22 protein-coding genes are annotated in these 24,686 nt (G+C 44.0%); 4 read left to right on the top strand and 18 right to left on the bottom strand.

Annotated features, from left to right (window positions below; all coding sequences use genetic code 11):
- The first annotated feature begins 22 nt into the window (after positions 1-22).
- On the top strand, positions 23-631 hold the full coding sequence (locus F955_RS11820; RefSeq protein ID WP_004894827.1) for a MarC family protein: 609 nt from the start codon (positions 23-25) through the stop codon (positions 629-631).
- A gap of 8 nt (positions 632-639) precedes the next feature.
- Here the strand turns inward: F955_RS11820 and F955_RS11825 are convergent, their stop codons facing one another.
- Positions 640-843, bottom strand: coding sequence for a hypothetical protein (locus F955_RS11825; RefSeq protein WP_004894830.1), 204 nt, complete (start codon positions 841-843; stop codon positions 640-642).
- Between the two features lie 91 nt (positions 844-934).
- Positions 935-1,948: a M48 family metallopeptidase gene (locus F955_RS11830; RefSeq protein ID WP_004894832.1), complete on the bottom strand. Its 1,014-nt coding sequence runs from the start codon at positions 1,946-1,948 to the stop codon at positions 935-937.
- Positions 1,949-2,354: 406 nt separating this feature from the next.
- Here F955_RS11830 and F955_RS11835 point away from each other — a divergent pair, with 406 nt between their 5' ends.
- Complete coding sequence (locus F955_RS11835; protein WP_004894835.1) at positions 2,355-2,693, top strand: P-II family nitrogen regulator; 339 nt, start codon at positions 2,355-2,357, stop codon at positions 2,691-2,693.
- Between the two features lie 150 nt (positions 2,694-2,843).
- On the opposite strand, the gene F955_RS11840 is transcribed toward F955_RS11835, so the two are convergent.
- From F955_RS11840 to F955_RS11910, 15 genes are all read right to left on the bottom strand, one after another.
- Entirely contained in the window at positions 2,844-3,047 is a 204-nt protein-coding gene (locus tag F955_RS11840) for a hypothetical protein (protein WP_004894837.1), read from the bottom strand.
- A gap of 274 nt (positions 3,048-3,321) precedes the next feature.
- A complete protein-coding gene (locus F955_RS11845) occupies positions 3,322-4,524 on the bottom strand; it encodes an MFS transporter (RefSeq protein WP_004894840.1) in 1,203 nt (400 codons plus the stop codon).
- 84 nt (positions 4,525-4,608) lie between these two features.
- Positions 4,609-5,265 carry an ATP-binding cassette domain-containing protein gene (locus F955_RS11850; protein ID WP_004894843.1) on the bottom strand — a complete coding sequence of 219 codons (657 nt, stop codon included), beginning with the start codon at positions 5,263-5,265 and terminating at the stop codon, positions 4,609-4,611.
- Entirely contained in the window at positions 5,265-5,951 is a 687-nt protein-coding gene (gene modB / locus F955_RS11855; protein ID WP_004894845.1) for a molybdate ABC transporter permease subunit, read from the bottom strand. The genes F955_RS11850 and modB overlap by 1 nt, the downstream gene beginning before the upstream one ends.
- A 12-nt stretch (positions 5,952-5,963) precedes the next feature.
- A complete protein-coding gene (gene modA, locus F955_RS11860; RefSeq protein WP_004894849.1) occupies positions 5,964-6,719 on the bottom strand; it encodes a molybdate ABC transporter substrate-binding protein in 756 nt (251 codons plus the stop codon).
- 14 nt (positions 6,720-6,733) lie between these two features.
- A complete protein-coding gene (locus F955_RS11865; protein ID WP_004894853.1) occupies positions 6,734-7,981 on the bottom strand; it encodes a molybdopterin molybdotransferase MoeA in 1,248 nt (415 codons plus the stop codon).
- Positions 7,978-8,901 carry a bifunctional molybdenum cofactor biosynthesis protein MoaC/MoaB gene (moaCB, locus tag F955_RS11870; RefSeq protein WP_004894855.1) on the bottom strand — a complete coding sequence of 308 codons (924 nt, stop codon included), beginning with the start codon at positions 8,899-8,901 and terminating at the stop codon, positions 7,978-7,980. The genes F955_RS11865 and moaCB overlap by 4 nt, the downstream gene beginning before the upstream one ends.
- A 45-nt stretch (positions 8,902-8,946) precedes the next feature.
- A complete protein-coding gene (locus F955_RS11875; RefSeq protein WP_004894857.1) occupies positions 8,947-9,513 on the bottom strand; it encodes a molybdenum cofactor biosynthesis protein MoaE in 567 nt (188 codons plus the stop codon).
- Between the two features lies 1 nt (position 9,514).
- The gene (locus F955_RS11880; protein WP_004809395.1) at positions 9,515-9,781 is read right to left on the bottom strand and encodes a MoaD/ThiS family protein; all 267 of its coding nucleotides are present in this window, start codon (positions 9,779-9,781) and stop codon (positions 9,515-9,517) included.
- 1 nt (position 9,782) lies between these two features.
- Positions 9,783-10,844: a GTP 3',8-cyclase MoaA gene (gene moaA, locus F955_RS11885; RefSeq protein ID WP_004894859.1), complete on the bottom strand. Its 1,062-nt coding sequence runs from the start codon at positions 10,842-10,844 to the stop codon at positions 9,783-9,785.
- 226 nt (positions 10,845-11,070) lie between these two features.
- The gene (locus tag F955_RS11890; RefSeq protein ID WP_004894861.1) at positions 11,071-11,694 is read right to left on the bottom strand and encodes an NTP transferase domain-containing protein; all 624 of its coding nucleotides are present in this window, start codon (positions 11,692-11,694) and stop codon (positions 11,071-11,073) included.
- Entirely contained in the window at positions 11,694-14,471 is a 2,778-nt protein-coding gene (locus tag F955_RS11895; RefSeq protein WP_004894864.1) for a nitrate reductase, read from the bottom strand. Before F955_RS11895 ends, F955_RS11890 begins: the two co-directional genes overlap by 1 nt.
- 280 nt (positions 14,472-14,751) lie before the next feature.
- Positions 14,752-16,362, bottom strand: coding sequence for a nitrite reductase small subunit NirD (gene nirD / locus F955_RS11900; RefSeq protein ID WP_004894865.1), 1,611 nt, complete (start codon positions 16,360-16,362; stop codon positions 14,752-14,754).
- Positions 16,363-16,386: 24 nt separating this feature from the next.
- Positions 16,387-18,933, bottom strand: coding sequence for a nitrite reductase large subunit NirB (gene nirB, locus F955_RS11905; protein WP_004894868.1), 2,547 nt, complete (start codon positions 18,931-18,933; stop codon positions 16,387-16,389).
- A gap of 35 nt (positions 18,934-18,968) precedes the next feature.
- Positions 18,969-20,318, bottom strand: a complete 1,350-nt coding sequence (locus F955_RS11910; protein WP_004894869.1) for an MFS transporter — start codon at positions 20,316-20,318, stop codon at positions 18,969-18,971.
- 401 nt (positions 20,319-20,719) lie between these two features.
- Here F955_RS11910 and F955_RS11915 point away from each other — a divergent pair, with 401 nt between their 5' ends.
- Both F955_RS11915 and F955_RS11920 read left to right on the top strand, forming a co-directional pair.
- Complete coding sequence (locus tag F955_RS11915; protein WP_004894872.1) at positions 20,720-21,298, top strand: ANTAR domain-containing response regulator; 579 nt, start codon at positions 20,720-20,722, stop codon at positions 21,296-21,298.
- Positions 21,299-21,308: 10 nt separating this feature from the next.
- On the top strand, positions 21,309-22,313 hold the full coding sequence (locus F955_RS11920) for an ABC transporter substrate-binding protein (protein ID WP_004894875.1): 1,005 nt from the start codon (positions 21,309-21,311) through the stop codon (positions 22,311-22,313).
- 66 nt (positions 22,314-22,379) lie between these two features.
- Here F955_RS11920 and mtlD read toward each other — a convergent pair whose 3' ends face one another.
- Positions 22,380-24,506, bottom strand: coding sequence for a bifunctional mannitol-1-phosphate dehydrogenase/phosphatase (gene mtlD, locus F955_RS11925; protein WP_004894877.1), 2,127 nt, complete (start codon positions 24,504-24,506; stop codon positions 22,380-22,382).
- Positions 24,507-24,686 lie beyond the last annotated feature (180 nt).

Consider the following 24,686-nt stretch of genomic DNA (forward strand, 5'->3'; position numbering starts at 1 on the left):
ACCCATTAAAAAGGATTGAATAATGTCAGAAACTTTAAATGCCTTTGCCCTATTTTTCTCCCTGCTCAATCCTTTTTTGATGAGTATTTACATGCTCGGAATTATCCGTAATTCCGAGGCTAAAGTATTCAACATGGCATTGATTCAGGGCAGTCTGATCAGCTTTATTGTGTTCATCATTTTTGCAAAAACTGGTGAAGCCTTCTTTCAGGAAGTGCTGCATGTCCGCTTTGAATCCTTTCAGATTTTTGGCGGTATTATCTTTCTGGTGATTGGCTATCGTTATGTATTTGAAGGTGCCGATACGATTGGGGTCATGCGTGGTGCACCCAGTCATCTGGCGGGCACCATTGCCATGCCCTTTATGATTGGTCCGGGAACCATTTCGGCATCCGTGATTACCGGCATTCAGCTCAGTTTATGGCAAACCATTCTGGTGATTTTCTCTACCCTTTTTCTGACATGTAGCCTGTTAATTCTAATGAAATATTTACATGATCATTTACAGCATAAATACTCTAACTACATCGATTTATATGTCGATATTGTCGGTCGTGTTGCTGCGCTGCTGATTGGGACAATTGCGATTGATATGATTGTCACGGGCGTCAGTGGCATCATGCAGGGTTAATCCAATCATTATAAAAGCCGTCTTAACTGCTTGTTGCGCGTCACCAGCCCTAAGACTTTTCGGCGTGCCATAATATCTTCTTGACTGCATTTCAGCATTTCAATGAGTTGTTCAATAGGTAAATTATTATTTTCAATCAGTATAATGTCCTGCTCACGTGTCCAATGAGCCGTGAGCAATTTAGCGGTTAATTTCTTGGTATTTACTCTCATTCATTTCAACGCATCATCAATCAATTGATTTCAGTTTAAAACACTATAAATCATATGCTGTTGAAGTCTGGTAAATCCCATGTTTATCAAGTTATAGCACCCTTTTTACTGTGCTCAAGGCGTCTTTTGGCTGACTCACTGGACTCTGACTGGTAACGCTGGTTTGCACATTCGATTTGAGTACATAATGGAGCTTGCCTTCTGCATCCTTGGTGATCGACTCAATATCAATATTACGTACCAGTTGACCATTAATCAGTAACCTCGTATTTGGATCTTGTTTGATTTCAATCAGATTTTTAGAGCTCAACTGTTCCGTAGTGCTTTTATCATAAAGCGCCATCGGACTATCCAGATTTTCTTCGGCATATTTTAAACGCTGCTTTAAAGATGGATGCCGTTGCATAAATGCAGGTAATTTGCTTTGTATCGGGTATTCTTTCAGAAAAGTCGGATAGAACTGAGCGAATACTGCAATTCCCTGTTTAGGGTTATATCCTGCTCTTGCCATAAGTTCGAGTCCCAACAAATCTGCTTCTTTCTCCATGCGGCGCTGATAGGTACTGCCATACCCATCATGTAATACGCCCGTAATCAGTGCTGAAGTTCCTGCTGTTGCCCAAGCAGTTCCCACTAAAATTGGACTTACAATATATTTCCAGCTCTGTGTTTCGCGCTGATGCTCACGAATAACATGTGCCATTTCATGCGCCAAAATGTACGCCAGCGCTTCATCATCCAGCATCGCACGATTTACCATCTTGTAGCTCATGAAAATCATGCCATTAGCCAAGGCACCTGCATTGGATTTGTCTGAATGATAAAGATGAACGCCCCATTTAATTGTTCGATCTGCTGAAATGTAATGATCCGTATAAGGAATTATCCTGTTCATAATTTTAGCGCAACGTATTTCAGCTTCACTTAAATATTCTTTTTCGATAAGTCCCGTTTTTTGGGTAAATTTACGCTTCGCCTGTTCAACGACCTGATCTTGAGATAACAACATGAGTTGTTTACGGTCAGCTCCGTGTCCCATATGAGTGGTATTGATACAACCCGTTAGAGCCCCAACAGCAATGAGTGCTGAAAATAAATTTTTCATACAAAAAATTACATTTTATTAACATTTGATTGTAGTTTTAGCGGAGTTCTTTTGAATTGTGAAGTTGTATTTAATAAATGTTTGGTCACTATTCCATTGCTAATCACTTAGAAAATAATTTTTTAAACTAAGTTTCTGAATTAATTATTTTTATATTAAAAATGAGGATTGGTTAAGGTTAAATCAGGATAAGCAGAATTAAAGCAAAGAAATAAGATTAAAAAAAGTAACAGTACTCATTTCTAACTTAATCCTCCCTTTTATTCATATAAAAGCAATCTGAAAAATCATTCATGCGGATTTCGTGTCTATGAAGTGAATTTGAAACAGTAAATACATATTTAAATTGTATCTCTCTTCAATGGCTTCTATTTTTAAAGAATTAAGATAAGCCAAGGAGATCGAGATGAAATTAATAACAGCAATTATTAAACCATTCAGACTCGATGATGTACGTGCTGAACTTTCTCATCAGGGTGTTCATGGTTTGACAGTCACTGAGGTAAAAGGTGCCGGACGCCAGAAAGGTCACTCTGAAATGTATCATGGTGCTGAGTATAGTGCTGAATTCCTTCCGAAAGTAAAAGTAGAAGTTGCCGTCCCAGATGAAAAGGTAGATCAGGTGATTGAAGGTATCATTAAAGCGGCATGTACCGATAAAATTGGTGATGGCAAAATTTTTGTCACGCCTTTAGAGCAGGTCGTGCGAATCAGAACCAGCGAAAATGGAGTAGCAGCAATTTAGGCATCTTTTGTAGAAGTAAAAATTTATCTCTATAGAAATGCTGTTTATGAATCTATGCAAATTATATGTCAGTTAGTGGATCTATATAACTTGCAGAACAGCTCACCTATCTCATGATGGAGTGAGCTTTATTCTGGAAAGCTTAAATATTTATTTTTGAATTTTAGCTTCGACTGTTTTGGCATGTAAGACTTCGCTATCTGCTACCGTTACTTTCTTTTTCTCAAGATATTCTGCTGCCTTAGCAATATTTTTTTCTGCAAAATGCAAACCACCCTCACCTGCCATAGTGACGGTCGTAAACATGCAAATGCCGCCTAATAATGCGAGAGTAAATATTATTCTTACTTTCATCACTTCCCCTCCAAATTTGTAATTACTGAATTGATTTTTTCTTTGTTTTAGATCAAGCAATTATTATTTCAATTCTTAAATAGGATATATTTTATTTATTATAATCTAACATAATATTTATTAAATAAAGAAATGTAATATCAATCACATATTTTTACCTAATCTTCTCTTTATAAAGTTTAGATCAAATATAAAGGAAACCTCAAAAATGCTTCATCTTTGAGGTTTTAAGATAGGTAATATTCTGTTTTGAACGTAGGTCTTGATCCTGTTTTTATTTTTGAGTTTTAGGCAGGAAGAAACTCAGTATGCCCAATAATGGCAGGTATGAACATAACTGGAATACCCAGGCAATGCTGGTATGGTCTGCCACATAACCCAATCCTGCTGCTGCGATCCCACTGATGCCAAACATTACGCCAAACATCAAACCGGCAATCGTACCCACACGGCCTGGTACTGCTTCCTGAGCATACACCACCATCGCTGAAAATGCTGATGATAAAATCAGGCCAGCGAAAATTGAAAAGATACAAGTCCAGAATAAATTGGCATACGGCATGAGTAAGGCAAATGGTGCCATACCTAAAAAGGAAAACCAGATCACTGCATTACGGCCGATCCGGTCGCCGATCGGCCCGCCAAAGAAAGTGCCCAAAGCGACGGCGCCCAAAAAGGCAAATAGATAGAGCTGCGCATCTCGGATTGAGATACCAAATTTATCAATCAGGTAAAAAGTAAAATAATTACTGATGCTCACGGTATAAGTAAATTTGGCGATCATCAGGATACCAATGACACCAAGCGCACGGATTAAAGTGATTCCATGCAGTTTGGACGCTGCTGTAGCACCCATCTTTTTCAGTTGTGTCTGGCTATTTGTGATGGTCCAGCGGCTAACCTTAAATAATACAAATATGCCAAAAGCAGCAAACAGCATCAGCCATGCCGAAGACGCTTGTCCATTTGGAATAATAATCAGTGCAGCCAGTAACGGTCCTATTGCAGAGCCACTATTGCCACCGACCTGAAAGGCTGATTGTGCAGTACCGAGCTTGCCACCAGAAGCCATACGCGCTACACGCGATGCTTCCGGATGAAAAGTCGAAGAACCGATCCCGATAATTGCAGCGGAAACCAATAGCATTACAAAACTCTGAGATAGAGCTAACAGCAGAATCCCAAACAGGGTAAAGCCCATACCGATCGGTAAAAGATAAGGCTTTGGATATTTGTCAGTATAGAAGCCCACCCAAGGTTGTAATAAAGACGCCGTCAATTGATACACGAGAGAGATTAAGCCGATCTGACCAAAACTCAGGTCATAATTAGTTTTCAATAAGGGATAGATGGCTGGTAAACAGGCTTGAATCAGGTCATTTAAGAAATGTGCAAGGGCAACAGCAAAGACAATGGGTAAAACCATTTTTGAGGCAGACCGCGTTACTTCGGTCTGTGCAATATCCGTCATATTCATCCATGTAGTATCCGGTAATGGCTGAAGATTATACGCCAAGGCAAATTACTTGAAATTTATTTTATTTTCTATTTATAAGTATTCTTAAAAAAGGTATTTCAGTGAATTACTTAGCTGATGATCCTGTAATTCAATAATTTCTGCATCCAGCTGTTCCAGCTCTTCATGATGATGGGTCACATAAATCATCGGCACCTGTATTTCATCGCGGATGCGAGTAAAAAATGGCAGGATCTGCTGTTTCAGTTTGGTATCTAGGCCAGTCAATGGCTCATCCAAGAGCAGTAATTCAGGACTGGACAACAGCGCCCGCCCGATCGAAATACGCTGTGCTTCCCCACCCGATAATTGCTGAACCCGACGCTGCAATAGATGATCAATTTCCAATAATTCAGCAATCTCCTTTAATTGGAATTTTTCCTGTTCCAATTTGCCCCATTTTTTGGCGTAAAGCAGGTTCTGTTCAACATTCATATTTGGAAACAGCATCGCCTGCTGAAATACCAAGGCGATTTTGCGTTGATGGATTGAAATATGAATTTTCTGATTTGTATCAGTCAGGATCTGTTTATTTAAATGAATATAGCCAGATTGTGGTTGATAGAGCCCAAGGAGTAATTTAAGAAAAGTAGTTTTTCCTGCTCCCGAAGGTCCAACAATTCCCATGACAGAATTCTGCATCTGGACTGCTGCATCTAAACTAAAGGCATCCTTTTGATAATGAAACTTACACTGCAGCATTAGCGCTCCTGAATTTTCTGCTGATATTTTTGCATAATCCAGTAATTCGCCAATAAGGCTGCAAAAGCCAGACCTAGAGATAAAAGCACCAGTCGTAAAGCCATCTGTTCGCCAGCAGGTTGCTGTAATAGGGAATAGATCGCAATCGGAATAGTGCGGGTTTCATCAGGAATGTTGCCAACAAAGGTGATGGTGGCACCAAACTCGCCCAGACTACGGCTAAAACAGAGAATACTGCCAATCAGAATACCGGGCAACGCCAGCGGTAAGCTGATACTGCAAAAAACTTTATAGGGCTGAACACCCAAAGATTTTGCTACCTGTTCCAGTTGCGGATTAATCATCTGAAAGGACAACCGGATCGGTTGCACCATTAAGGGGAAAGCCACAATCATGGCGGCCAGCACTGCACCTTTCCAGTTAAAAGCCAGCTGAATGCCCCACTGCTGCAACCATTGTCCAATCCAGCCATTGCCACCAAAGACAATCAATAATAAATAGCCCAATACCACAGGCGGCAAAACCATCGGCAGGTGTAACAGTGCTTCCACCACATATTTCAGGCGAAACTCATAACGTGCCAGAATCCATGCCAATAAAATGGCAAACGGCAAACTGATCGCTGTGGCAAAACCTGCAACTTTTGCTGACAGATACAATGCACTGAGTTCCTCAGGTGTCAGCATACTGGAACCATCCTAGAGTTTAAAACCATAGTGCTGATAAATCTTTTTCGCCTCGGTATGCTGACTCATAAAACGCATGAAATTGACTGCATCGGTATTTTTACTGCCCTGCTGAGTCAAGGCAATTGGATAGACAATCGGGCTATGCGTATGAGCTGGAAAGACCCCAGCAATTTTCACTTTTTTACTCTGTAACGCATCGGTCTTATACACAATCCCGGCCTGACATTCACCACGTTCCACAAAAGCCAAGGCCGAACGAACACTATCTGTTCCGACAATGCGGCCTTGCAGACCCTTTAACCATTTCAGATTGGTTAGACTCTGTTTGGCATATTTACCGACAGGCACAGATTCCATTTGTCCGGTACATACATACCCCTGAAAGGACTGGGCAAAATTAAATTGAGAACTGGCCTGAAAGCTTTGCTGACGCTGTAGAGGACTGATTAATACCAGTTCATTGCTTAATAAGGGCTTTACTTGAGATCTAGCTATTTTTTGTTTTTTTACCAGATAATTCATCCAGTCCTGGTCGGCAGAGAAAAAAATATCAGCCGGTACGCCAGTTTGAATTTGTCGGGCGAGCGATGAAGACGCTGCAAAGACCAGCACTACTTTGATTGAGGGATACTGTTTTTCATAACGTCTGGCAATCTCCGTCACCGCATTGCTCAGACTGGCGGCTGCATAGACTCTGACGGTACTGCCAGCCTGGACTGAACAGGACAGGAAAACTGCACTGAATAAGATCAATCCCTTTTTCATCGGTGACATATTCCTTAAATAAACAGACCTTGCAGGATCTGACCGGCCTGGATGCTTTGCGCTGCCGGAATACGGACAATACAATTGGCCTGCATCAGGTTACTCAGCATATGCGACTGTTGCTTCGGCAAGCTGGAAAGTTTTAGCATTCCCAATTCAAAACTTACTGCCATACGCAAAAAACGTTCCCGGCTATCGGCTTGCAAGTCATGACTTATTACTGCACTAAACCATTGCAGTAATTGCTTTTGACCTTGTAACGTACTGATTAAGGTTGATACATAGACCTGCATGCCTATATAGACTGCAGCCGGATTACCCGGCAAGCCGAGTAAATAACATGGACTTTGATCGGGTCGCTCAGATTTGGCGAAGAACATTGGCTTGCCAGGTTTCTGTTTGACTTTCCAGAATAACTGTTCAAAACCCAGTTTTAGTGCGACCGGACGGACAAAGTCATAATCTCCTACCGATACACCACCGGTGGTCAGAATCAGATCGTACTGGGTTCTCAGCCTTTGAAATAGCGCGCTGACCGCCTGTTCGGTATCGGCAACATGCATGATCTCAACCTGCTGGTTTCTGGACTGGAACCAGGCTTGAATTAAAGGAGCATTGGCATCGAAAATTTTGCCGGAATTCAGGTATTCCACAGTGTCAGCCACTTCATCCCCAGTAATCACCACTGCAATTTTAGGATAGCGATAAACTGAAACTTCCCGGATACCTGCCATACTTAAGGCTGCAATTGTCCCAATACTGAGCTGCTGCCCCTGAACAGCCAGGCATTGGCCCATGCAAATTTCTTCACCGGCTTGACGGATATCAGCATCCAGTCGCAAGGCTTCAGTCAAGATAATGGTCGAGTCCCTGAGCTGTACAATTTCCTGTCGTGCCACCGTCGTGGTCTGCAACGGAATTTTCGCACCAGTAAAGATGCGTACTGCCTGACCTGGTTCAAGTATCAGATCAGCTCCCTGTCCAGCACGAATTTCACCGATCAGCTCAAAACTACTTTCTGCTGGCATGTCCATATCCATACAGATGGCATAACCGTCTACAGCACTTTGCGAGAATATCGGCAGCTGAGTTTTTGAATAAATATCTTCGGCTACGAAACGGTTCAGTGCCTGACTTAAGGGCAGTGTTTCAATGGCTAAATGATCAGTATGATCTAGAATCATCTGCAGAGCCTGATCGACAGAAATTAGGCCGGGTTCACTGCCACAGGTGGAATGTTCTGTCGTTACAGCAGAGTTCATTCATAGCCTCCTGCATGGGGAATATTTTTCTGTACATCAAACAGATGTACGAGTGCAGGTAAAATCGCCACTAAAGATTCTTTAGCCCCTTGGCGGCTACCCGGTAAGGTAAGGATCAGGCTGTTTTCAATATAACCTGCGACACCACGGCTCAGTGCTGCGTAAGGTGTACGACGTTGACCAAAACTGCGTGCAGCTTCCATCAGTCCCGGAATTTCACGGGTTAGCAAGGGTTGAATAGTTTCCACTGTCAGATCTTTAGGGCCAAGTCCCGTACCACCCACTGTCAGAATTAATGGATAATCATTTTTTTGCTGTTCAATTAAAGCTTTTAGCTGTTCAGGGCTGTCCGGAATCACCTGATACTGGATAAAGCCAAAATTAGCTTCTTCCAGAATTTCCATCACATTCTGCCCGGCTGTGTCGGCTTTCTTGCCAGATACCACGGTATCAGAAAGTACAATGACAGAGGCTGGTAAAGGTTCTTTCAAAACACGGGTGAAATGTGATTTTCCACCCTTTTTTTGCCCCAGTTTAACCTGATCCAGACATAATTCTTCCGGCTCACAATGTGGTTTCAGCATATCGTAAAGGGTCAAACCTGCCAGACTGACTGCTGTCAGTGCTTCCATTTCCACACCCGTTGGACCAATCGTTTCCACTACCGCAGTAATCACTACATGGGCTTCTTCAAGCTCATATTCCACATCGGCCCGATAAATTGGCAGTGGATGACATAGAGGAATGAGTTCATCAGTACGTTTTGCGCCTAAAATCCCTGCGATCCGGGCGGTTTTTAGCGCATCACCTTTGTCGGTATTACCATTACGCAGTAATTCAATGCAGTGTGGCGGCGCATGCAGAATTCCGGTGGCAATAGCAGTGCGGTAACTCTCCGGTTTCATGCCGACATCTTTCATGGCTTATCCTTCTTGAATCTTTTCATTTTTTACTCAAACTTCAATTTATAGCGGCCATTGATAAACAGGAACATCTGGCTGGATCAGGTTTAAAGGCAATTTTTCCGATTTATGTGCATCAGTACAGTTATGAGTATGCGCATGCTTTCTATGAGTGTGATGATCTGAACCCTGGTCACGACGAATGCAGCAACCTTCGACATATTGACTACTGCCATCCATATAGAATTCTTCTTTCCAGACCGGTACCTCATGCTTGACCCGTTCCACGGCTTCTTCGCAGGCTTGAAAAGCTTCCCTACGATGTGGTGCATAGGCCATGGCAATAATGGCGATATCACCAATATCCAATGAACCGATACGATGTACAACTCGGACATAGGACACGTCATATTCAGTCTGAATTTCCTGCTCGATCTGGCGAATCATCTTTTCAGCAACAGGTGCATAAGCGGTATATTTCAGTGCTTTAACCGCTTTACCCTCATGATGATTTCGTACTGTTCCAATAAAAATACCGATTCCCCCACATTCAGGAAAATATTGAATCCCATCAAATACGTCCTGTTGCAGCGGTGTGTCCTGAATACGGGCAAATTGTTTCTGTTCCATCTCAACCTCCTGCGACCGGTGACAGCAACACTAGAGTACTGTCCTGGTTTAATCGGGTCTGACGAGAAATAATGTCTTCACCGATGGCACAGGCACAACGCTCTAACAAGTTGAAAGCTTCTGGAAAGGACTGAATGACTTTATTGAGTACATCGGCGACCAGACTGTCTATCTGACATTGCACAGTTAAATCTTGAGGCAACTGACGTTCGATCGCACCGAAAGATTCGATTTTGACGGTAATTGATGATTGAAGTTTCGTAGTCATCTTAGCCTCCTATCATATGCATGCTGATTTTTCGGAAATTTGAAGGGGTTTTATGGGAGGGATTGAACAGTCTTTGCTGAGCCTGAATGGCATGAAAGCCAGCAGCTTTATTCCAGATATAGGGTTGCAGCTGTTGTTGCAGCATGTATTCAGCTGATGCAAGGTGCTGTCTTAACTGTTGAATACTGTTTTTGAGTTTTAGACCTTGAGTTGAGAATAAGCAGTTAAAGAATTCACCTTGAGCATTCAGTCGCAGTCGGTCACAGTTACCACAGAATGAATTGGTAATCGTTGAAATAATGCCGATCGACATACCGTCAATGTAATAGCTTCGTGCTGGATTAGCCCCCTGACCTTGTCTGATCTTTACTTCAAATGCTTGTGCCAGTTGATCCAGAATGTCCTGCTCGCTAACCACATGATCACGTGACCAGTTTTGGTCGCCATCGAGTGGCATAAACTCGATAAAACGCAATTCAACTTGTTCGCATTTGGCCCAGTGTGCCAAAGATAGAATCTGGTCATCATTGATGCCTTTGATGAGTACTGTATTAATTTTGATTTGAAAGCCAGCCTGTTGGGCTGCTTGGATGCCTTCTAATACGGGTTGCAGTTTTTTTGCAGTTAATTGTTCAAACTGCTTTGCATCCAGGCTGTCCAGACTGATATTCAGGTCATCTAGCCCGGCCTGCTTTAATTCTGCTGCATATTGTTTGAGATAATGACCATTCGTAGTCATTGAGATACGTTTCAGGCCGCTTTTTTTCAGTTGTTGTAATTCAGCAATAAAATGCACCACACCTTGGCGCATTAAGGGTTCGCCACCAGTAATCCGGATCTGTTCAATACCACGGCGAACCATGAATTCACAAAAATGATAGAGTTCTTCAAAGCTGAGTAAATCGTGTTTTTTCATCCATTCCGGATGTTCTGGCATGCAATAAACACATTTAAAATTACAGCGATCCGTCACAGAGATACGGAGCTTACGCTTATTGCGTCCAAACTGATCCTGAAATACCGGGACTGGTTCAGCCTGCTGTAAAGGATTGATGTGGTTCATTGCTTATTCCATCAGGGTCGATCATCAACTTTGTTTCTAGCCAAATTTTTGCTGACCGATGCCCTATTAAATTGCTATTGCTCTAGGGTTAAATTGCAATAAGTGTTCCAACTTTGCGCAGAAATTGCGGTTTTTTAATATTTGAGTGCGATTTATTGGAATTTAATAAAAATAAGGGTTTGAAACAGGTGTATTGCCCTACTTTTAAGCACTACTCAATCAGCACTTAGAGAAAATGCAGTTGCTGATGCTGCTGCAATTCATCAAAGGAATTAATGCTGTGAAAAAACAGTGCATGATTTTTAAATCGCGCCATTTGCATGTGCATTTTCGCAAAACAATGTCTTAAGCTGCGCTGATTTTGTTCAAGATGCTGAACCAGTGTCGGCAAACTGCTTCGTTTAAGTAAGCAGAATGGATACAACGCTATATCATTTATTTCCACTACAGCCACTTCACAAAGAGGATCTCGCTGCATGGCCCGATGTAATCCAGAAATAACCTTTTTTGGAATGTAGGTCACATCGCATGGTACAAATAGCACATAGTCAGACTGCACATGAGACCAGGCACTTTTCATGCCCATCAAGGGTCCGTGAAAGCCCGGTTCATCATCCTGAAAATAACGGATTGATGGAATAAGGCGTTCATAAATGGAGTGATCACGGTGGCTGTTGATCCAGACCTGACCAACACGCGATCTAAGCTGCTGGTGAATCTTGATCAGTTGAATTTCATCATCAAACTTTTGCAGCAGCTTGTTAATGCCATTCATCCGACGCGCCTGACCACCGGCCAGGATGACTAAATCGGTGGGTGGATAATTCATATTCTTATGGATTCTTTTCATTATACGGACTCCGTCTGACAAGCTTTAATCAGGCCACGAATTTCAGGTAAGCAGGAACCGCAGTTGCCGCCGGCTTTTAGACATGCGGTCACCTGTTTTTCATTGGTGATATTTTTTTCTTTAATCGTCTGGATGATGCGGTTTTTACCGACTTTGAAACAGCTGCACACTAGCGCACCTTCACTCTTGCTCATTGAGATCGCCTGACCAGCCAGCAACGCTTTACGGTGTATGGCACTGAGTCGTTCACGCTGAAATAGCCCCGATAACCAGTCGCGATCTGGCAACAGCTCTTTTGGTGCGATATATAGACTGGCGATCAGCTTGCCATCCTGTAATACCACGCTATGACTGATATGTGCAGTCTGGTCATCCAGATTCAGCCATTCAAAATCTTCTTCAGTAAAAGGCAATAAGTTCTTTAACTGTTGGGTTGTGGTATTGAATTTCTGACGATCCGCAATTTCATAACGTGTCGCACGAATAGCCTTTACCTTGGTCCACCAGATGGTTTTATCAATAAAGGGTTGCACATAACTTTCATAACCTTCACGTACATACAGCACACCCTGCCACTGGGTATGGAATGGCTGGATCAACACTGGCGTATGCTTAAACTCAGGCTCGCCAGAAATGGCATCGACCACCGGATTCACCAGCTTGCCGATACGTGCATCGGATGCCACCTGATCATTCCAGTGGATTGGTGCAAAGACCTGACCACGACGGATATTGTCACTAACCTGAGCACGTAAAATACATTGTCCCCATTCAGAACGAACTTCGACCAGTTCACCATCCTGAATCCCGTATTTCAGTGCATCATTCGGGTGAATTTCACAGTAAGGTTCGGCACGATGTGTGCTGAGATTGGCAGATAATCCAGTGCGGCTCATGGTATGCCATTGGTCACGAATCCGGCCGGTATTCAGAATTAAAGGATATTCACTGGAAATCTGATTTACGGGATCAATCGCAGTAGTCGTAATAAATCTCGCTTTACCATCAGCATGACTGAACTGGCCTTGGGCAAATAATCGTCCTACAGATTGAGCAGGTTGCTGTTTATCCCAAACCGGCCATTGCACTGGTTCCAGGTTGTCATATTCTTCTGCGGTTAAATTACTCAAGCCTTGCAGATTAAAATAACGGAAATATGGGGTTTCTAGACGTTGGGAAATTTCTACATTTTGACAGGCAGAGAGTCCGGCATGTTCTTTAAAAATTTCATGGCTATTGTGAAAATCAAACCCTCTGAAGCCCATTTGCTTCGCCACCTGTGCAATCGCCCACCAGTCGGATTTGGCTTCACCCGGCGCATCTAAAAAGGCATGTTGCCGTGAAATACGGCGTTCCGAATTGGTGACGGTTCCATCTTTTTCGCCCCAGGCTAAAGCTGGAAGTAATACATCAGCATATTGAGTAGTATCCGTATCCTGACAGATATCAGAGACCACTACGAATTCACATTTATCCAGAGCACGCTTCACCTGATCAGCATCGGGCAAACTGACGACCGGATTGGTTGCCATGATCCAGATGGCTTTGATCTTGCCGCTTTCGACTGCCTGGAATAGATCAACTGCCTTAAAACCCGCTTGCTTGGCAATATATGGACTTTGCCAGAATTTTTGCACCAGCTGTTGATGCTCCGGATTTTCTAAATCCATATGGGCTGCCAGCATATTGGCCAGACCACCGACTTCACGTCCGCCCATCGCATTTGGCTGACCGGTCATAGAGAATGGGGCTGCACCGAGTCTGCCAATTTTTCCGGTGAGCAAATGGCAGTTAATAATACTGTTGGCTTTATCGACGCCACGGGATGACTGATTTACGCCCATGGAGAACAATGTCATGACTTTGTCAGTCTGGGCAAATTTTTCAAAGAATTGAGTCAGCTTAGCAGCTGAAATACCGGTGCGTGCCGCAACATTTTCAATCGAAGCTTCCGCAGTACTGCTGGTCAAGGCCTGTTCCAGCCCTTGGATATGTGCAGCAACAAATTCCTGATCTACATCACCATGCTGATATAAGTACTGTAATAGGCCATTAAATAGTGCAACGTCTTGCCCTGGCAGAATAGGCAGATGCAAATCTGCTGCTTCACAGGTACTGGTAAAACGTGGATCAACCACAACCACGAACAGGTCACGCTGTTCCTTGGCTTTCATGATGCGCTGGTAGAGCACCGGATGACACCAAGCAGTATTGGAACCCACCAGCACCACCATGTCAGTATGTTCAAAATCTTCATAACTGGCTGGAACCAGATCTTCACCAAAGGCACGCTTATGTGCAGCTACAGCCGAAGACATACACAGGCGTGAATTGGTATCAATATTTGCCGTGCCGAGATAGCCTTTGACGAACTTATTCACCACATAATAGTCTTCAGTCAGCAGCTGACCCGAGACATAAAAGGCAATGCTGTCACGGCCATACTGCTCAATGTATTGCTGGAATTTATGGGCAATCGTTGAAGTTGCAGTATCCCAATCAGTAACTTCACGCTGATCTTTACGACCCAGCATTGGCTGCAGTAAACGGGTTTCCAGTCCTAAAGTATCTGCCAGATTACTGCCTTTGATGCACAATTTTCCGTAATTCGAAGGATGTTTGACATCACCTTCAACAGTCACTTTCGGACCTGACGTGGTCGGCGTTACATGTGCAGTCACACCACAACCCACGCCGCAATATGGGCATGTGGTCTGTGTGGTTTTAGTTTTTAATTCTGTGGAGCTTTCAATTTCCACAACGGGAATACTGTTCATGGATGCTCCTTAGGAGTTGAAACACAATTTAATTCTTTTCAAAAAAGGTTCATTACAACGGTGTCTTTTCAATGCAACTCATTTATTTGGATCAACCTTCGGTTCGACCTACTTTTCTTTCGGGAAAAGTAGGCAAAACCATTGTCATCCGCAAAACTCGCCCTCATCCGGCATGTATCAAAAAGGTCGCAGAAACATTCATTTTCATATTTTGTCTTGGCTCAAACAGTTGCGGATGACGTTTCCGCGGATCTTGGTTTCACCATGACAAATTGATTTTTTACCCTGCTTTCTTTAATGCAAAATCCCGACCAAAAAGCAGCTTGTTACGAATCGTTGCAATTGGGGTTTGATCTGCAATTAGCTCAGCATACCAAGCACCATCCTCAGTATCACCAAACAGCACGGCACCAATTACTCTGTCTTTTTGAATAATAATGCGTTTATAGATCTGACGTTTCTCATCATTTAGCACGATATCTTCAAAATCCTCTTTTGGCTCGAAGTCACCTGCCGAGAATACATCACAGCCACTTACTTTCAGCTGAGTCGGAACAGTTGGCGCTTTGAACGTCAGACTACCATGCTCGGCCAGATGTGATGCACAAATAAACGCCTGGCCCCAAAGTGGTTCAACCAGACCAAAAGTTTGACCTCGATGTTCAATACATTCACCCACCGCATAAATACTTGGGTCAAAAGTCTGCATGGTGTCATTCACTAATACACCACGGTTACAACGTAAGCCTGCGCTTTGTGCTAAAGCCATGTTTGGACGGATCCCCACGGCAAACACCACCAGATCAACATCCAGCACAGTCCCGTCTTTGAGTTTAACTTGAGTCACATGACCTTCTTCACCAAACAGGCATTCGGTATTCGCTGCAGTCAGAATCGTGATACCTTTCTGCTCAATCGCTGTTTTCAGCATCTGGCTGGCTTTACTGTCTAGCTGGCGATCCATGATGCGGTCCATCAGGTGCAATACAGTCACATTCATGCCTTGCTGTTTTAGTCCATACGCTGCTTCCAGACCTAAAAGTCCTCCGCCAATGACTACGGCATTTTTTCGGGTCTTGCAGTAGTCTAGCATGTTGTTGACGTCATAAATGTCGCGGAAGCTCAGTACACCTTTTAAGTCACTCCCCGGAATTGGCGGAACGAACGGCTTGGAACCCGTTGCCAGAATCAGGCGGTCATAACTGATCACTTCGCCCTTTTCGGTATATACGTGTTTACGAGGACGGTCGATGCGAACTGCCGGATCACCGGCAATCAGACGGATGCCTTTGTTAGCATACCAGGCATGCGAATGCAGCATGATGTCATCAATAGTTTTCTCACCCGAAAGTACTGGTGATAGCATAATACGGTTGTAGTTGCCCCAAGGTTCTTCACCAATCACAGTAATTTCATAACGGTCAGGTGCCATATCCAATAAATCTTCCAGACAGCGCATGCCGGCTAAACCATTCCCCACCAAAACCAGCTTCATCTTTTCCTGAGAAGTGCCGTTGTTGGTGATATAGGTTTTTTGAGGGGTCGGACTGATCCAGACTTTGCCATTTTCAATCTTGCTTGGAAATACCAGCAGCTTTTGGTCTTTATCTTCCAGACAGCGTCCGGTTGCCAGACTGAAATGCTGCTTGTAAATCGGTGAAGCAACGACGCGTTCACCTTGCAGATCACCCAAAATTCCGCGTGACATCACAAATGCTTTGCTAAATGGATCCTGATTGCTTAAAGCGTAAATACGCTTTTCATTACCCACACGAAACAAAGCAATTTGCTGATCTTCTACCAATGCCGCTACGCCAGTATTTGGTGTAATGTCATCCAGTGCACACACTTCAACCCAATTCAGTTCATTCATATCTTTAAACATTGTCATATTCTTGCTCCTTTATTCTTTGAATCAGGCTTCAACTACCGGAATACGGCTGGCATTGCGTTCAGCTTCAGTTTTTGGACGGATCTGACCACGCACTTCAGTAAATTGAACGTGCGGATCGTTTTGCTGTTCAGCCTTGGCATTAATAAAGGTTTTGAAACGTTTACGGACTTCTGGATCTTCAATCGCAGTACGCCATTCGTCCTGATAAGTACCCACCACATGCTGCATACGCTGTTCCAGTTCAGTGGCCAGACCAAGCGAGTCATTCACGATGACATCTTTCAGATAATCCAGGCCACCTTCAAGGTTGTCACGCCATACCGACGTACGTTGCAAACGATCTGCAGTCTGGATATAGAACATAAAGAAACGGTCGATATAGCGGATCAGGGTTTGAGTATCCAGGTCAGATGCCAGTAGTTCCGCGTGGCGGGGTTTCATACCGCCGTTACCGCAAACATACAGGTTCCAGCCTTTTTCAGTGGCAATCACGCCCACGTCTTTGCTTTGTGCTTCGGCACATTCACGGGTACAGCCAGACACGGCCATTTTCAGTTTATGTGGAGAACGCAGGCCTTTGTAACGGTTTTCCAGGAAGATCGCCAAGCCAACCGAATCATCTACGCCATAACGGCACCAAGTGCTACCGACACAAGATTTCACGGTACGTAAGGATTTACCGTAAGCATGACCTGATTCAAAACCTGCATTGATCAGTTTTTCCCAGATTTCCGGCAATTGATGCACTTGTGCACCAAACATATCGACACGTTGACCGCCTGTCAGTTTGGTATATAGGCCATATTCTTTAGCAATCTGACCAATCGCAATCAGGCCATCAGGCGTAACTTCACCACCCGCCATACGTGGCACGACTGAGTAAGAACCATCTTTCTGGATATTGCCCAGGTAGTAGTCATTACTGTCTTGCAAGCCAGCATGGCTTGGTTTTAAGACGAAATCATTCCAGCAAGATGCGAGAATGTTCGCTACTGTCGGTTTACAGATGTCACAGCCCAGCCCATGTCCATGTTGATGAATCAGGTCATCAAACGTTTTGATTTCATTAACTCGAACCAGGTGATACAGCTCTTGACGTGAGTAAGCAAAATGTTCACACAAATGGTTATTCACCGTTACGCCTTGGCGTTGCAACTCGGACTTCAATACTTGAGTGACGAGTGGCGCACAGCCACCACAGGCGGTTGCTGCTTTGGTGCATTTTTTCAGAGCGCCGAGTGAAGTTGAACCATCAGCAATCGCTGAACAGATATCCGCTTTAGATACGTTATTACATGAACAAATCGTCGCGCTGTCTGGAAGCAGATCTACACCGCTGCCACCCGTTTTCGCTGCTGCCTGGTCAAAGCCTGGCATGATCAGGCTTTCCGGATTTTCTGGAATTTCCAGACCATTCAGCATCATTTGCAGCAGGTCGTTATATTCTTTAGCACAACCCACCAGCACTGCACCGAGCAGTTTGGTTTTTTCTGCATTGACTACAATTTTCTTGTAGATCTGTGCCGCTTCATCGGCATAGAAGTAGCTCAGTGAACCTGGTGTCATGGCATGTGCATCGCCAACTGATGCAACATCAACTCCCATCAGTTTCAACTTGGTGCTCATGTCTGCGCCAGCAAATGCTGCACATTCTTCTTGCAGTACATGCTTTGCAGCGATACGTGCCATGTCATAGCCTGGAGCCACCAGACCAAAAATCTTGTTATTCCAGAGTGCACATTCACCAATCGCGTAAATATCTGGATGAGAAGTCTGACAATAATCATTGATCATGATTCCGCCACGTTCACCAATGGCCAGCCCGCTTTGACGTGCCAATTCATCACGTGGACGAATCCCTGCAGAGAACAGGATAATATCGGTTTCCAGTTCCGCACCATCACCAAACTTCATCACATGTTTGGCATTGGCACCGTCTTCAATAGATGAGGTTGCTTTTTGGGTATGAACTTTAACACCCAGATTTTCGATTTTTGAACGTAAAACTTTTCCGCCAAGATCATCAATCTGGACTGCCATCAGACGTGGCGCAAATTCAACCACATGTGTTTCCAGATTTAGATCACGCAGGGCTTTAGCTGCTTCCAGACCCAATAGACCACCACCGATTACCACACCAGTTTTTGCATTTAAACTCGCTGCACGAATGGCATCCAGGTCTTCGATCGTACGGTAAACAAAACAATTTTCACGGTCATTCCCCGGGATTGGCGGAACAAAAGCATAGGAACCTGTTGCCAGAATCAGCTTGTCATAAGTTAACTCTTCACCATGCTGGGTAGTCACAGTACGAGTGTGCTGATTGATTGAAACTGCTTTAGTGCCCAAGCGCAGGTTGATCCCATATGCATCCGCAAAGTCGCTACGGCAAAGGGTCAAGTCTTTTGCTGATTTTCCACTGAAATATTCAGTTAAATGAACACGGTCATATGCCAAACGTGGTTCTTCAGCCAGAATAGTGATTTCAACCTCATCGCCCGCCTGTTCAAGTACAGATTCGATAAATTTGTGGCCCACCATGCCATGACCAATCATGATAATTTTCATATGTTTACTTCCTACTAATTTTAAAATATCTGGTCTTAATTTTGCGCTTCAGCAAGGTTGCGATCCTGAATCGCCTGTTCAAACAGACGCTGTTCTTTTTCCTTATGCTCAACCGAGAAACGGATCATTAGTACACAGCTCGCAGCAATCACTACCAGCCCACCCAGCACCATTAATGTGGTCTGGATATCCAGCATGCCTTTTAATAAGAAGCCCGCTGCAACTGCGCCTACGTTACCGCCTGCACCGATAATGCCCGCCACACCACCCAGTGCATCACGGTCAATAAATGGCACTAGCGCATAGGTCGCACCGCAGGCCATGTGGGTAAACAGGGCGAATACCGTCATGGTCAGGATTGCCAGCATTGCACTGTTCATTTGTGAGAACACCACCAGGAACACACCTTCCAGCAGGATCATCAGGAACAATACTTTGGTACGACCATCCAGTCCTTTGCTTAGTGCGACTCTGTCAGATACGATGCCACCCAAGGCGCGTGCAAATAACGCCAGCAAACCAAAGATCCCCGCAGCCATACCCGCTTCTTTCAGGCCAAACTCGAAGTTTTCTACGTAGTACATTGCAACAATGTTATGAATGAAGATTTCGATACCGAAACAGGCAGCATAGGCACCAAACAGGATCCACACACGGTAGTTTTTCGCTGCATGCATCAGAATCGCCATGCCACCTTTTTTATCGCTGCCGACACTGACGCCTTGGGCACGTAATTCACTAAAGTTGCCTTGCGGACAGTCTTGAGTCAGTTTCCAGTACAGGAAGCCTACTATCACCATCATCACACCTGGCACAATCAGTGTAATTCTCCAGCCCATTGCCTGTTCAACACCGAACATCACCAGGGCAGCCAGCATTAATGGCATCAATACCTGCGTGGCGCCACCACCTGCATTGCCCCAGCCTGCAGTTGCCGCATTTGCCGTACCTACGACATTTGGCGCAAACATGATGCTGGTGTGATATTGGGTAATCACGAAGCTGGCACCAATGGCACCAATCAATAAGCGGAAGAATAGGAAGGATTCGTAGCTATTAGAAGCTGCGACACCAAAGACAGGAATACTGCCGATGATCAGTAATGCAGAATAGGTTTTACGTGGACCGTATTTGTCACATAAAGGCCCCACAATCAGACGAACCAGAATAGTGATAGCAACCGCAGCAATATTGATATTGGCGATTTGTGCTTTGGTCAGATTGAATTCACCTGCAATGACCGGCATCAGCGGCGCACAGGCAAACCAGGCGAAGAAACAGACAAAGAATGCCAGCCAGCTCATGTGGAAGGCACGCATCGCTGCGCTGGAAAAACTGAATAGACTTATTTTTGTTGCTTTTTGAGCTTGTAAATTTGAAGACATGACCATCTTCCTCCAGAACTGAACGTTATAAATATCCTGACCTATGGCTTTGGCAGGTCAGAATCGAACAGAACGGACGTCATTGGCCGTCTAAATTTTCAGGTATAAGTCGCCTTTGACTCAATACTCTTATCTTGTTAAATACTTAGCAGGATCTGTGCCAATTTTATAAAAAAGGCTTTTTTACTTATTTTTTAAGGATAAAGTGCTAGCCCAACTTATTTATAAGCATTGCCATCCCCTACGACATTGATGGAATTGCACTGTTTCAAAGCTTTTGCACAAAAAAGAATCATAAAATGCATAAAAACCCTCGCTCGACATTGCATAAAAATGGCGCAAAAATTGCATATAAATGCGTTCAAGATGTACCGATCATTGGATCAAAATAAAGCTGTAATATGCCAAAACTTAAAATTGCACTCATTGATGACAATGCCGAGCGTGCTGAATTTATTCAGGATTCACTGACTGCGCATGATTTTATCGTCGTTGCCTGCCTGATCGTCCACGATCTGAGTATGACGCATGTCAAGAATCTGCAGGCAGATGTCATTTTATTGAATATGGACCATCCCCATCGCGACATTATCGAAAGTTGCGTGAGCCAGTATGAATTACCTACGGTTCTTTTTACCCAGAACTCCAATAAAGACACCATCAAAAGCGCGATAGATGCCGGTGTGACGGCCTATATTGTTGATGGTATTGATCCGAGCAAGCTGAATAGCATCATGGAGATTTCCATTGAGCAATTCCATAAGCATAAAAAACTGCTGAATGATCTCAAGGAAACCCAAGATAAGCTGGCAGACCGCCGTGACATCGACAAAGCTAAATCCTTGCTGATTCAACTGCATTCCATGAGCGAAGAACAGGCTTTTGCCCTGCTGCGCAAAAATGCCATGAGTCACCGCATAACTTTGGGCGAAATGGCAAGACGTCTGCTGGATGCACAAAAACTGTTATCGGGCGAATAAGGAAAAGCATATGTCCACATTAGAAAAAACTGAACTCAATATTGGCTTTATTCCTTTGCTCGATTGTGTCGCGATCTTATGGGCGGAAAAACAGGGTTATTTTCAGGAACAAGGTTTAAAGGTGAACTTGATCCGGGAAGCTTCATGGGCCAGTCTGCGTGACCGTCTGGCTTATGGCTTCCTTGATGTCGCGCACTGCCTGTCTGCAATGTTGCCAGCCGCAGCACTTGGTCAGGATCAACTGAAAGCCAATCTGCAAACGCCTTTGGTACTCAGCATTAATCAGGCCTTTATCAGTCTGCGCCAGGATCTTTGCTATGCACTGGATTTACATCCGGATGTCGATGAAAAAACCAGTTCGCAAAAAGTCGTGCAAGCACTGAAAGAAAATAAACGTGTGAATCTGGCGCATGTATATAAATATTCGATCCATCATTTCTGTTTACGTGAATGGCTGGCATTGACCGATCCAGATTTGGCTAAAAACTTTCATATGCTAACCTCGCCACCGCCCTCGATGGTGAAAGGTATTGCCCAACATGTCTTTGATGGCTTTTGTGTGGGTGAGCCGTGGAATATTCAGGCGCAGATTGAAGGTCATAGTTTTATTGTGGCCTCCAGCCCAAATATTATTCCTGCAGTGGCAGACAAAGTATTAGCAGTCTGTCAGGAATGGGCAGAACAACATCCACTGACCTTAAAAGCTTTGGTGACTGCGATTCAAAAAGCCCAAGCTGATTTGCAACAGAGAACTGACCTGTCTGAAGTCTGGAAGATGCTGGTCGATTATAAGATTATCCAGTTTGAATGCTCTGATCATCAGCATGTTTATGACTTCCATAAGATTCAGAAAATTATCCGTAATATGCATGGTGCAAGTGCCCAACCCAAACTGGAAGATTTTAGCTGGCTCTTGCAGCAAATGGAAAAATGGGAAGATATTGAAATGACCGCAGCCGAGAAAAAACAGATTGCGCAATCCTGTATTTATCAGCAAGAAGCGACTGCTGTGTAACACATTATCTATTCTCATAAAAAAAGACCCAGAAAAATTCTGGGTCTTTTTAATTTAATACTTTATTTAGCTGAATGCCTGCTGTAAATCCAGTTGCATGAATTTCTGCAAAGACAATTTCCCAGCTATGATCTGATTGATGAATTGTGACATTTCATCATACAACATCTCATAGAGCTGCGGTTCTAAGGCCATATGTCTTAACTGGATCTGTAAATGCATCAAAAGCTCCTGCTGCTCGCATTCACCCTGCTCCAGAGCATAGACATAACCGAGCACTGCGCCTTTTAAAACCACATCAAAAGGCAAGCTATATTTGAGCAAGGTCGCCAACGAGCCCATCACACGCTCATTGTGCTCAAGTTTTCTGAGGGGTTCACGACCTACACGTGCGCATGGGTCCTGATAAGCATGGGCACAAGATTCACTAAAGCTTTGAGCCAGACGTTCCAGATCTGAGGCATGTTTTGGAATCTGGTAGCAGAGACCATGCTTCACCTGAGCTAAGGACTGGTGCATAAATTTTCTGACTGCCTGATCTGACATGGCAATCCCAATAGTCGGATGTCCACGCAGGCTGGCATACCAGGCCATCATCGCATGTACGCCATTCCATAAGCGGTTTTTAATCAGCTGGATATTGGCAATATCATCCACCAGAATCATCTGTCGCATTTTCGCCAGTAAGGGACTGTTATTTTCCACATAAATCGGCATATCCGTTTCAGCATTAAACAGAATCAGATCCATAGACTGCAGGATATGACTCGGCTGGAAGTTACGGCGCAGGTCTTCTATATATAGACCTGCCTGATGTTCCTGCTCGGCATTCAATGCGGTTGAATCATCCAGATCAACGGTGGACAGATCTTCATCTAGCTGGTACTGCTTGAACATGTTGTATTTAATGCGCAACTGACGATACAGTTTCTGGTCTGATAGCTTGGAAACCATGCGGTTGACCACAGTGTCACAGAAGTAATGCTGATCCATAATCTTCTGTGCAGTCTTTTCATCGGTAATCCGTCGCAGACTGTTCAGAATCTGCTGTATCACCTTCTGTTTAGCACCGATTTTATTCAGGATAATGAGCACTGTGAGTGGCTGATCCTGCTGCTCATAAGCCAGATAACGTGCGTATAAACCTTGTGCAATGACCTCCGCTTCAGAAACCAGTGCTTCCTCTGGTACGCAAATGGCGACCAGACTGGATTCAATATACATGTTCTGCATTTGTTGCAGATCATGTGCATCAATCACGCTCATATTTTCAATACGCTGGTCAAACGAATTCTGGCCATAGCGAATACAGTAAGTACCAAAAGCATTGACGCTAGATTGATACAGTGGATTACGTGTCGAAGCAATAATTTTGCGCGGACGTGTGTATCCATCCCAGTGTGATAATACCTGAGCCAGATAACCGCCCCCAATTGCACCAAAACCGTGAATCCCGACAGTCAACTGATTCAGTGTTTGCGGAAAAGCCGTCTGTAGTTCTGGCATGTCCAGAACGGGCACAAACTGGTTCAGTTCCGTCAAGAAATCTTCGACCGTTTCATAATAATACTGGGCTTGTGCCAGCATCGACTCGTTCGGTGTTTTGATGTCTTTGAAAAGCACCGTCATCCCGCCTGCATCATAGGCAGAGCGCAGACCATTTTCAGAATCTTCAAACATCAGGCACTGGGCCGGACTTAAATTGATTTTTTCCGCTGCACTGATAAAAATTTCTGGATGAGGTTTCCCCTGTTTAATCTCATCGCCACAGACCAGTACATCAAAAAATTTATAGACATTGGCATTGATCAGATATTCTTCTGCGATCGCACGTCGGCTTGAGGTGGCTACCGCCATTTTCAGGCCAGCTTTGCGCAGGCGTTCCAGCACTTGTAATAGCCCTTTTTTAATCGGAACGCCGTACTGACGCACGTGCTCCAGTTCCAGCACATCGGCACGTTGACGAATCTCGGCATAAGGTACATCTTCTCCATAACGCTCTTTAGCCAATTGCTCTGCACTACGAGCACTAAGGCCCAAACACTGCATTAAATAACTTTCAGAAAATTCAATGCCAATCAGCTCACGTGAAGCTTGTTGCAAGGTTTGAAAGCGCAAGCGTTCGGTATCAAACATGGTTCCATCCATATCGAAAATTCCGCCGTGTACGATTTGATTTTTAAATTCTAGCATTGCTCCCCTTTATAATTCAATGAGTTAAGAAGTGAGCAATACCTTAAAGAAAAGCTGGGTCGAATTAAACCGATGTAAAGATATGAAATAGTTTTGATTATAAAACAACCAATAAAGACTAAAATGCCATGTTTTATGTTTTTATACGTAACCAGAAGGTTAATTTAAGTAAGTCAAAAA

Source organism: Acinetobacter schindleri CIP 107287 (assembly GCF_000368625.1).
GTDB classification, from domain to species: Bacteria; Pseudomonadota; Gammaproteobacteria; order Pseudomonadales; family Moraxellaceae; genus Acinetobacter; species Acinetobacter schindleri.

Excerpts from the sequence above, each read along its gene's own strand:
- F955_RS11820 (WP_004894827.1), top strand. The coding sequence starts at position 23 with ATGTCAGAAACTTTAAATGCCTTTGCCCTATTTTTCTCCCTGCTCAAT.
- F955_RS11825 (WP_004894830.1), bottom strand. The coding sequence starts at position 843 with ATGAGAGTAAATACCAAGAAATTAACCGCTAAATTGCTCACGGCTCAT.
- F955_RS11830 (WP_004894832.1), bottom strand. The coding sequence starts at position 1,948 with ATGAAAAATTTATTTTCAGCACTCATTGCTGTTGGGGCTCTAACGGGT.
- F955_RS11835 (WP_004894835.1), top strand. The coding sequence starts at position 2,355 with ATGAAATTAATAACAGCAATTATTAAACCATTCAGACTCGATGATGTA.
- F955_RS11840 (WP_004894837.1), bottom strand. The coding sequence starts at position 3,047 with ATGAAAGTAAGAATAATATTTACTCTCGCATTATTAGGCGGCATTTGC.
- F955_RS11845 (WP_004894840.1), bottom strand. The coding sequence starts at position 4,524 with ATGAATATGACGGATATTGCACAGACCGAAGTAACGCGGTCTGCCTCA.
- F955_RS11850 (WP_004894843.1), bottom strand. The coding sequence starts at position 5,265 with ATGCTGCAGTGTAAGTTTCATTATCAAAAGGATGCCTTTAGTTTAGAT.
- modB (WP_004894845.1), bottom strand. The coding sequence starts at position 5,951 with ATGCTGACACCTGAGGAACTCAGTGCATTGTATCTGTCAGCAAAAGTT.
- modA (WP_004894849.1), bottom strand. The coding sequence starts at position 6,719 with ATGAAAAAGGGATTGATCTTATTCAGTGCAGTTTTCCTGTCCTGTTCA.
- F955_RS11865 (WP_004894853.1), bottom strand. The coding sequence starts at position 7,981 with ATGAACTCTGCTGTAACGACAGAACATTCCACCTGTGGCAGTGAACCC.
- moaCB (WP_004894855.1), bottom strand. The coding sequence starts at position 8,901 with ATGAAAGATGTCGGCATGAAACCGGAGAGTTACCGCACTGCTATTGCC.
- F955_RS11875 (WP_004894857.1), bottom strand. The coding sequence starts at position 9,513 with ATGGAACAGAAACAATTTGCCCGTATTCAGGACACACCGCTGCAACAG.
- F955_RS11880 (WP_004809395.1), bottom strand. The coding sequence starts at position 9,781 with ATGACTACGAAACTTCAATCATCAATTACCGTCAAAATCGAATCTTTC.
- moaA (WP_004894859.1), bottom strand. The coding sequence starts at position 10,844 with ATGAACCACATCAATCCTTTACAGCAGGCTGAACCAGTCCCGGTATTT.
- F955_RS11890 (WP_004894861.1), bottom strand. The coding sequence starts at position 11,694 with ATGAAAAGAATCCATAAGAATATGAATTATCCACCCACCGATTTAGTC.
- F955_RS11895 (WP_004894864.1), bottom strand. The coding sequence starts at position 14,471 with ATGAACAGTATTCCCGTTGTGGAAATTGAAAGCTCCACAGAATTAAAA.
- nirD (WP_004894865.1), bottom strand. The coding sequence starts at position 16,362 with ATGACAATGTTTAAAGATATGAATGAACTGAATTGGGTTGAAGTGTGT.
- nirB (WP_004894868.1), bottom strand. The coding sequence starts at position 18,933 with ATGAAAATTATCATGATTGGTCATGGCATGGTGGGCCACAAATTTATC.
- F955_RS11910 (WP_004894869.1), bottom strand. The coding sequence starts at position 20,318 with ATGTCTTCAAATTTACAAGCTCAAAAAGCAACAAAAATAAGTCTATTC.
- F955_RS11915 (WP_004894872.1), top strand. The coding sequence starts at position 20,720 with ATGCCAAAACTTAAAATTGCACTCATTGATGACAATGCCGAGCGTGCT.
- F955_RS11920 (WP_004894875.1), top strand. The coding sequence starts at position 21,309 with ATGTCCACATTAGAAAAAACTGAACTCAATATTGGCTTTATTCCTTTG.
- mtlD (WP_004894877.1), bottom strand. The coding sequence starts at position 24,506 with ATGCTAGAATTTAAAAATCAAATCGTACACGGCGGAATTTTCGATATG.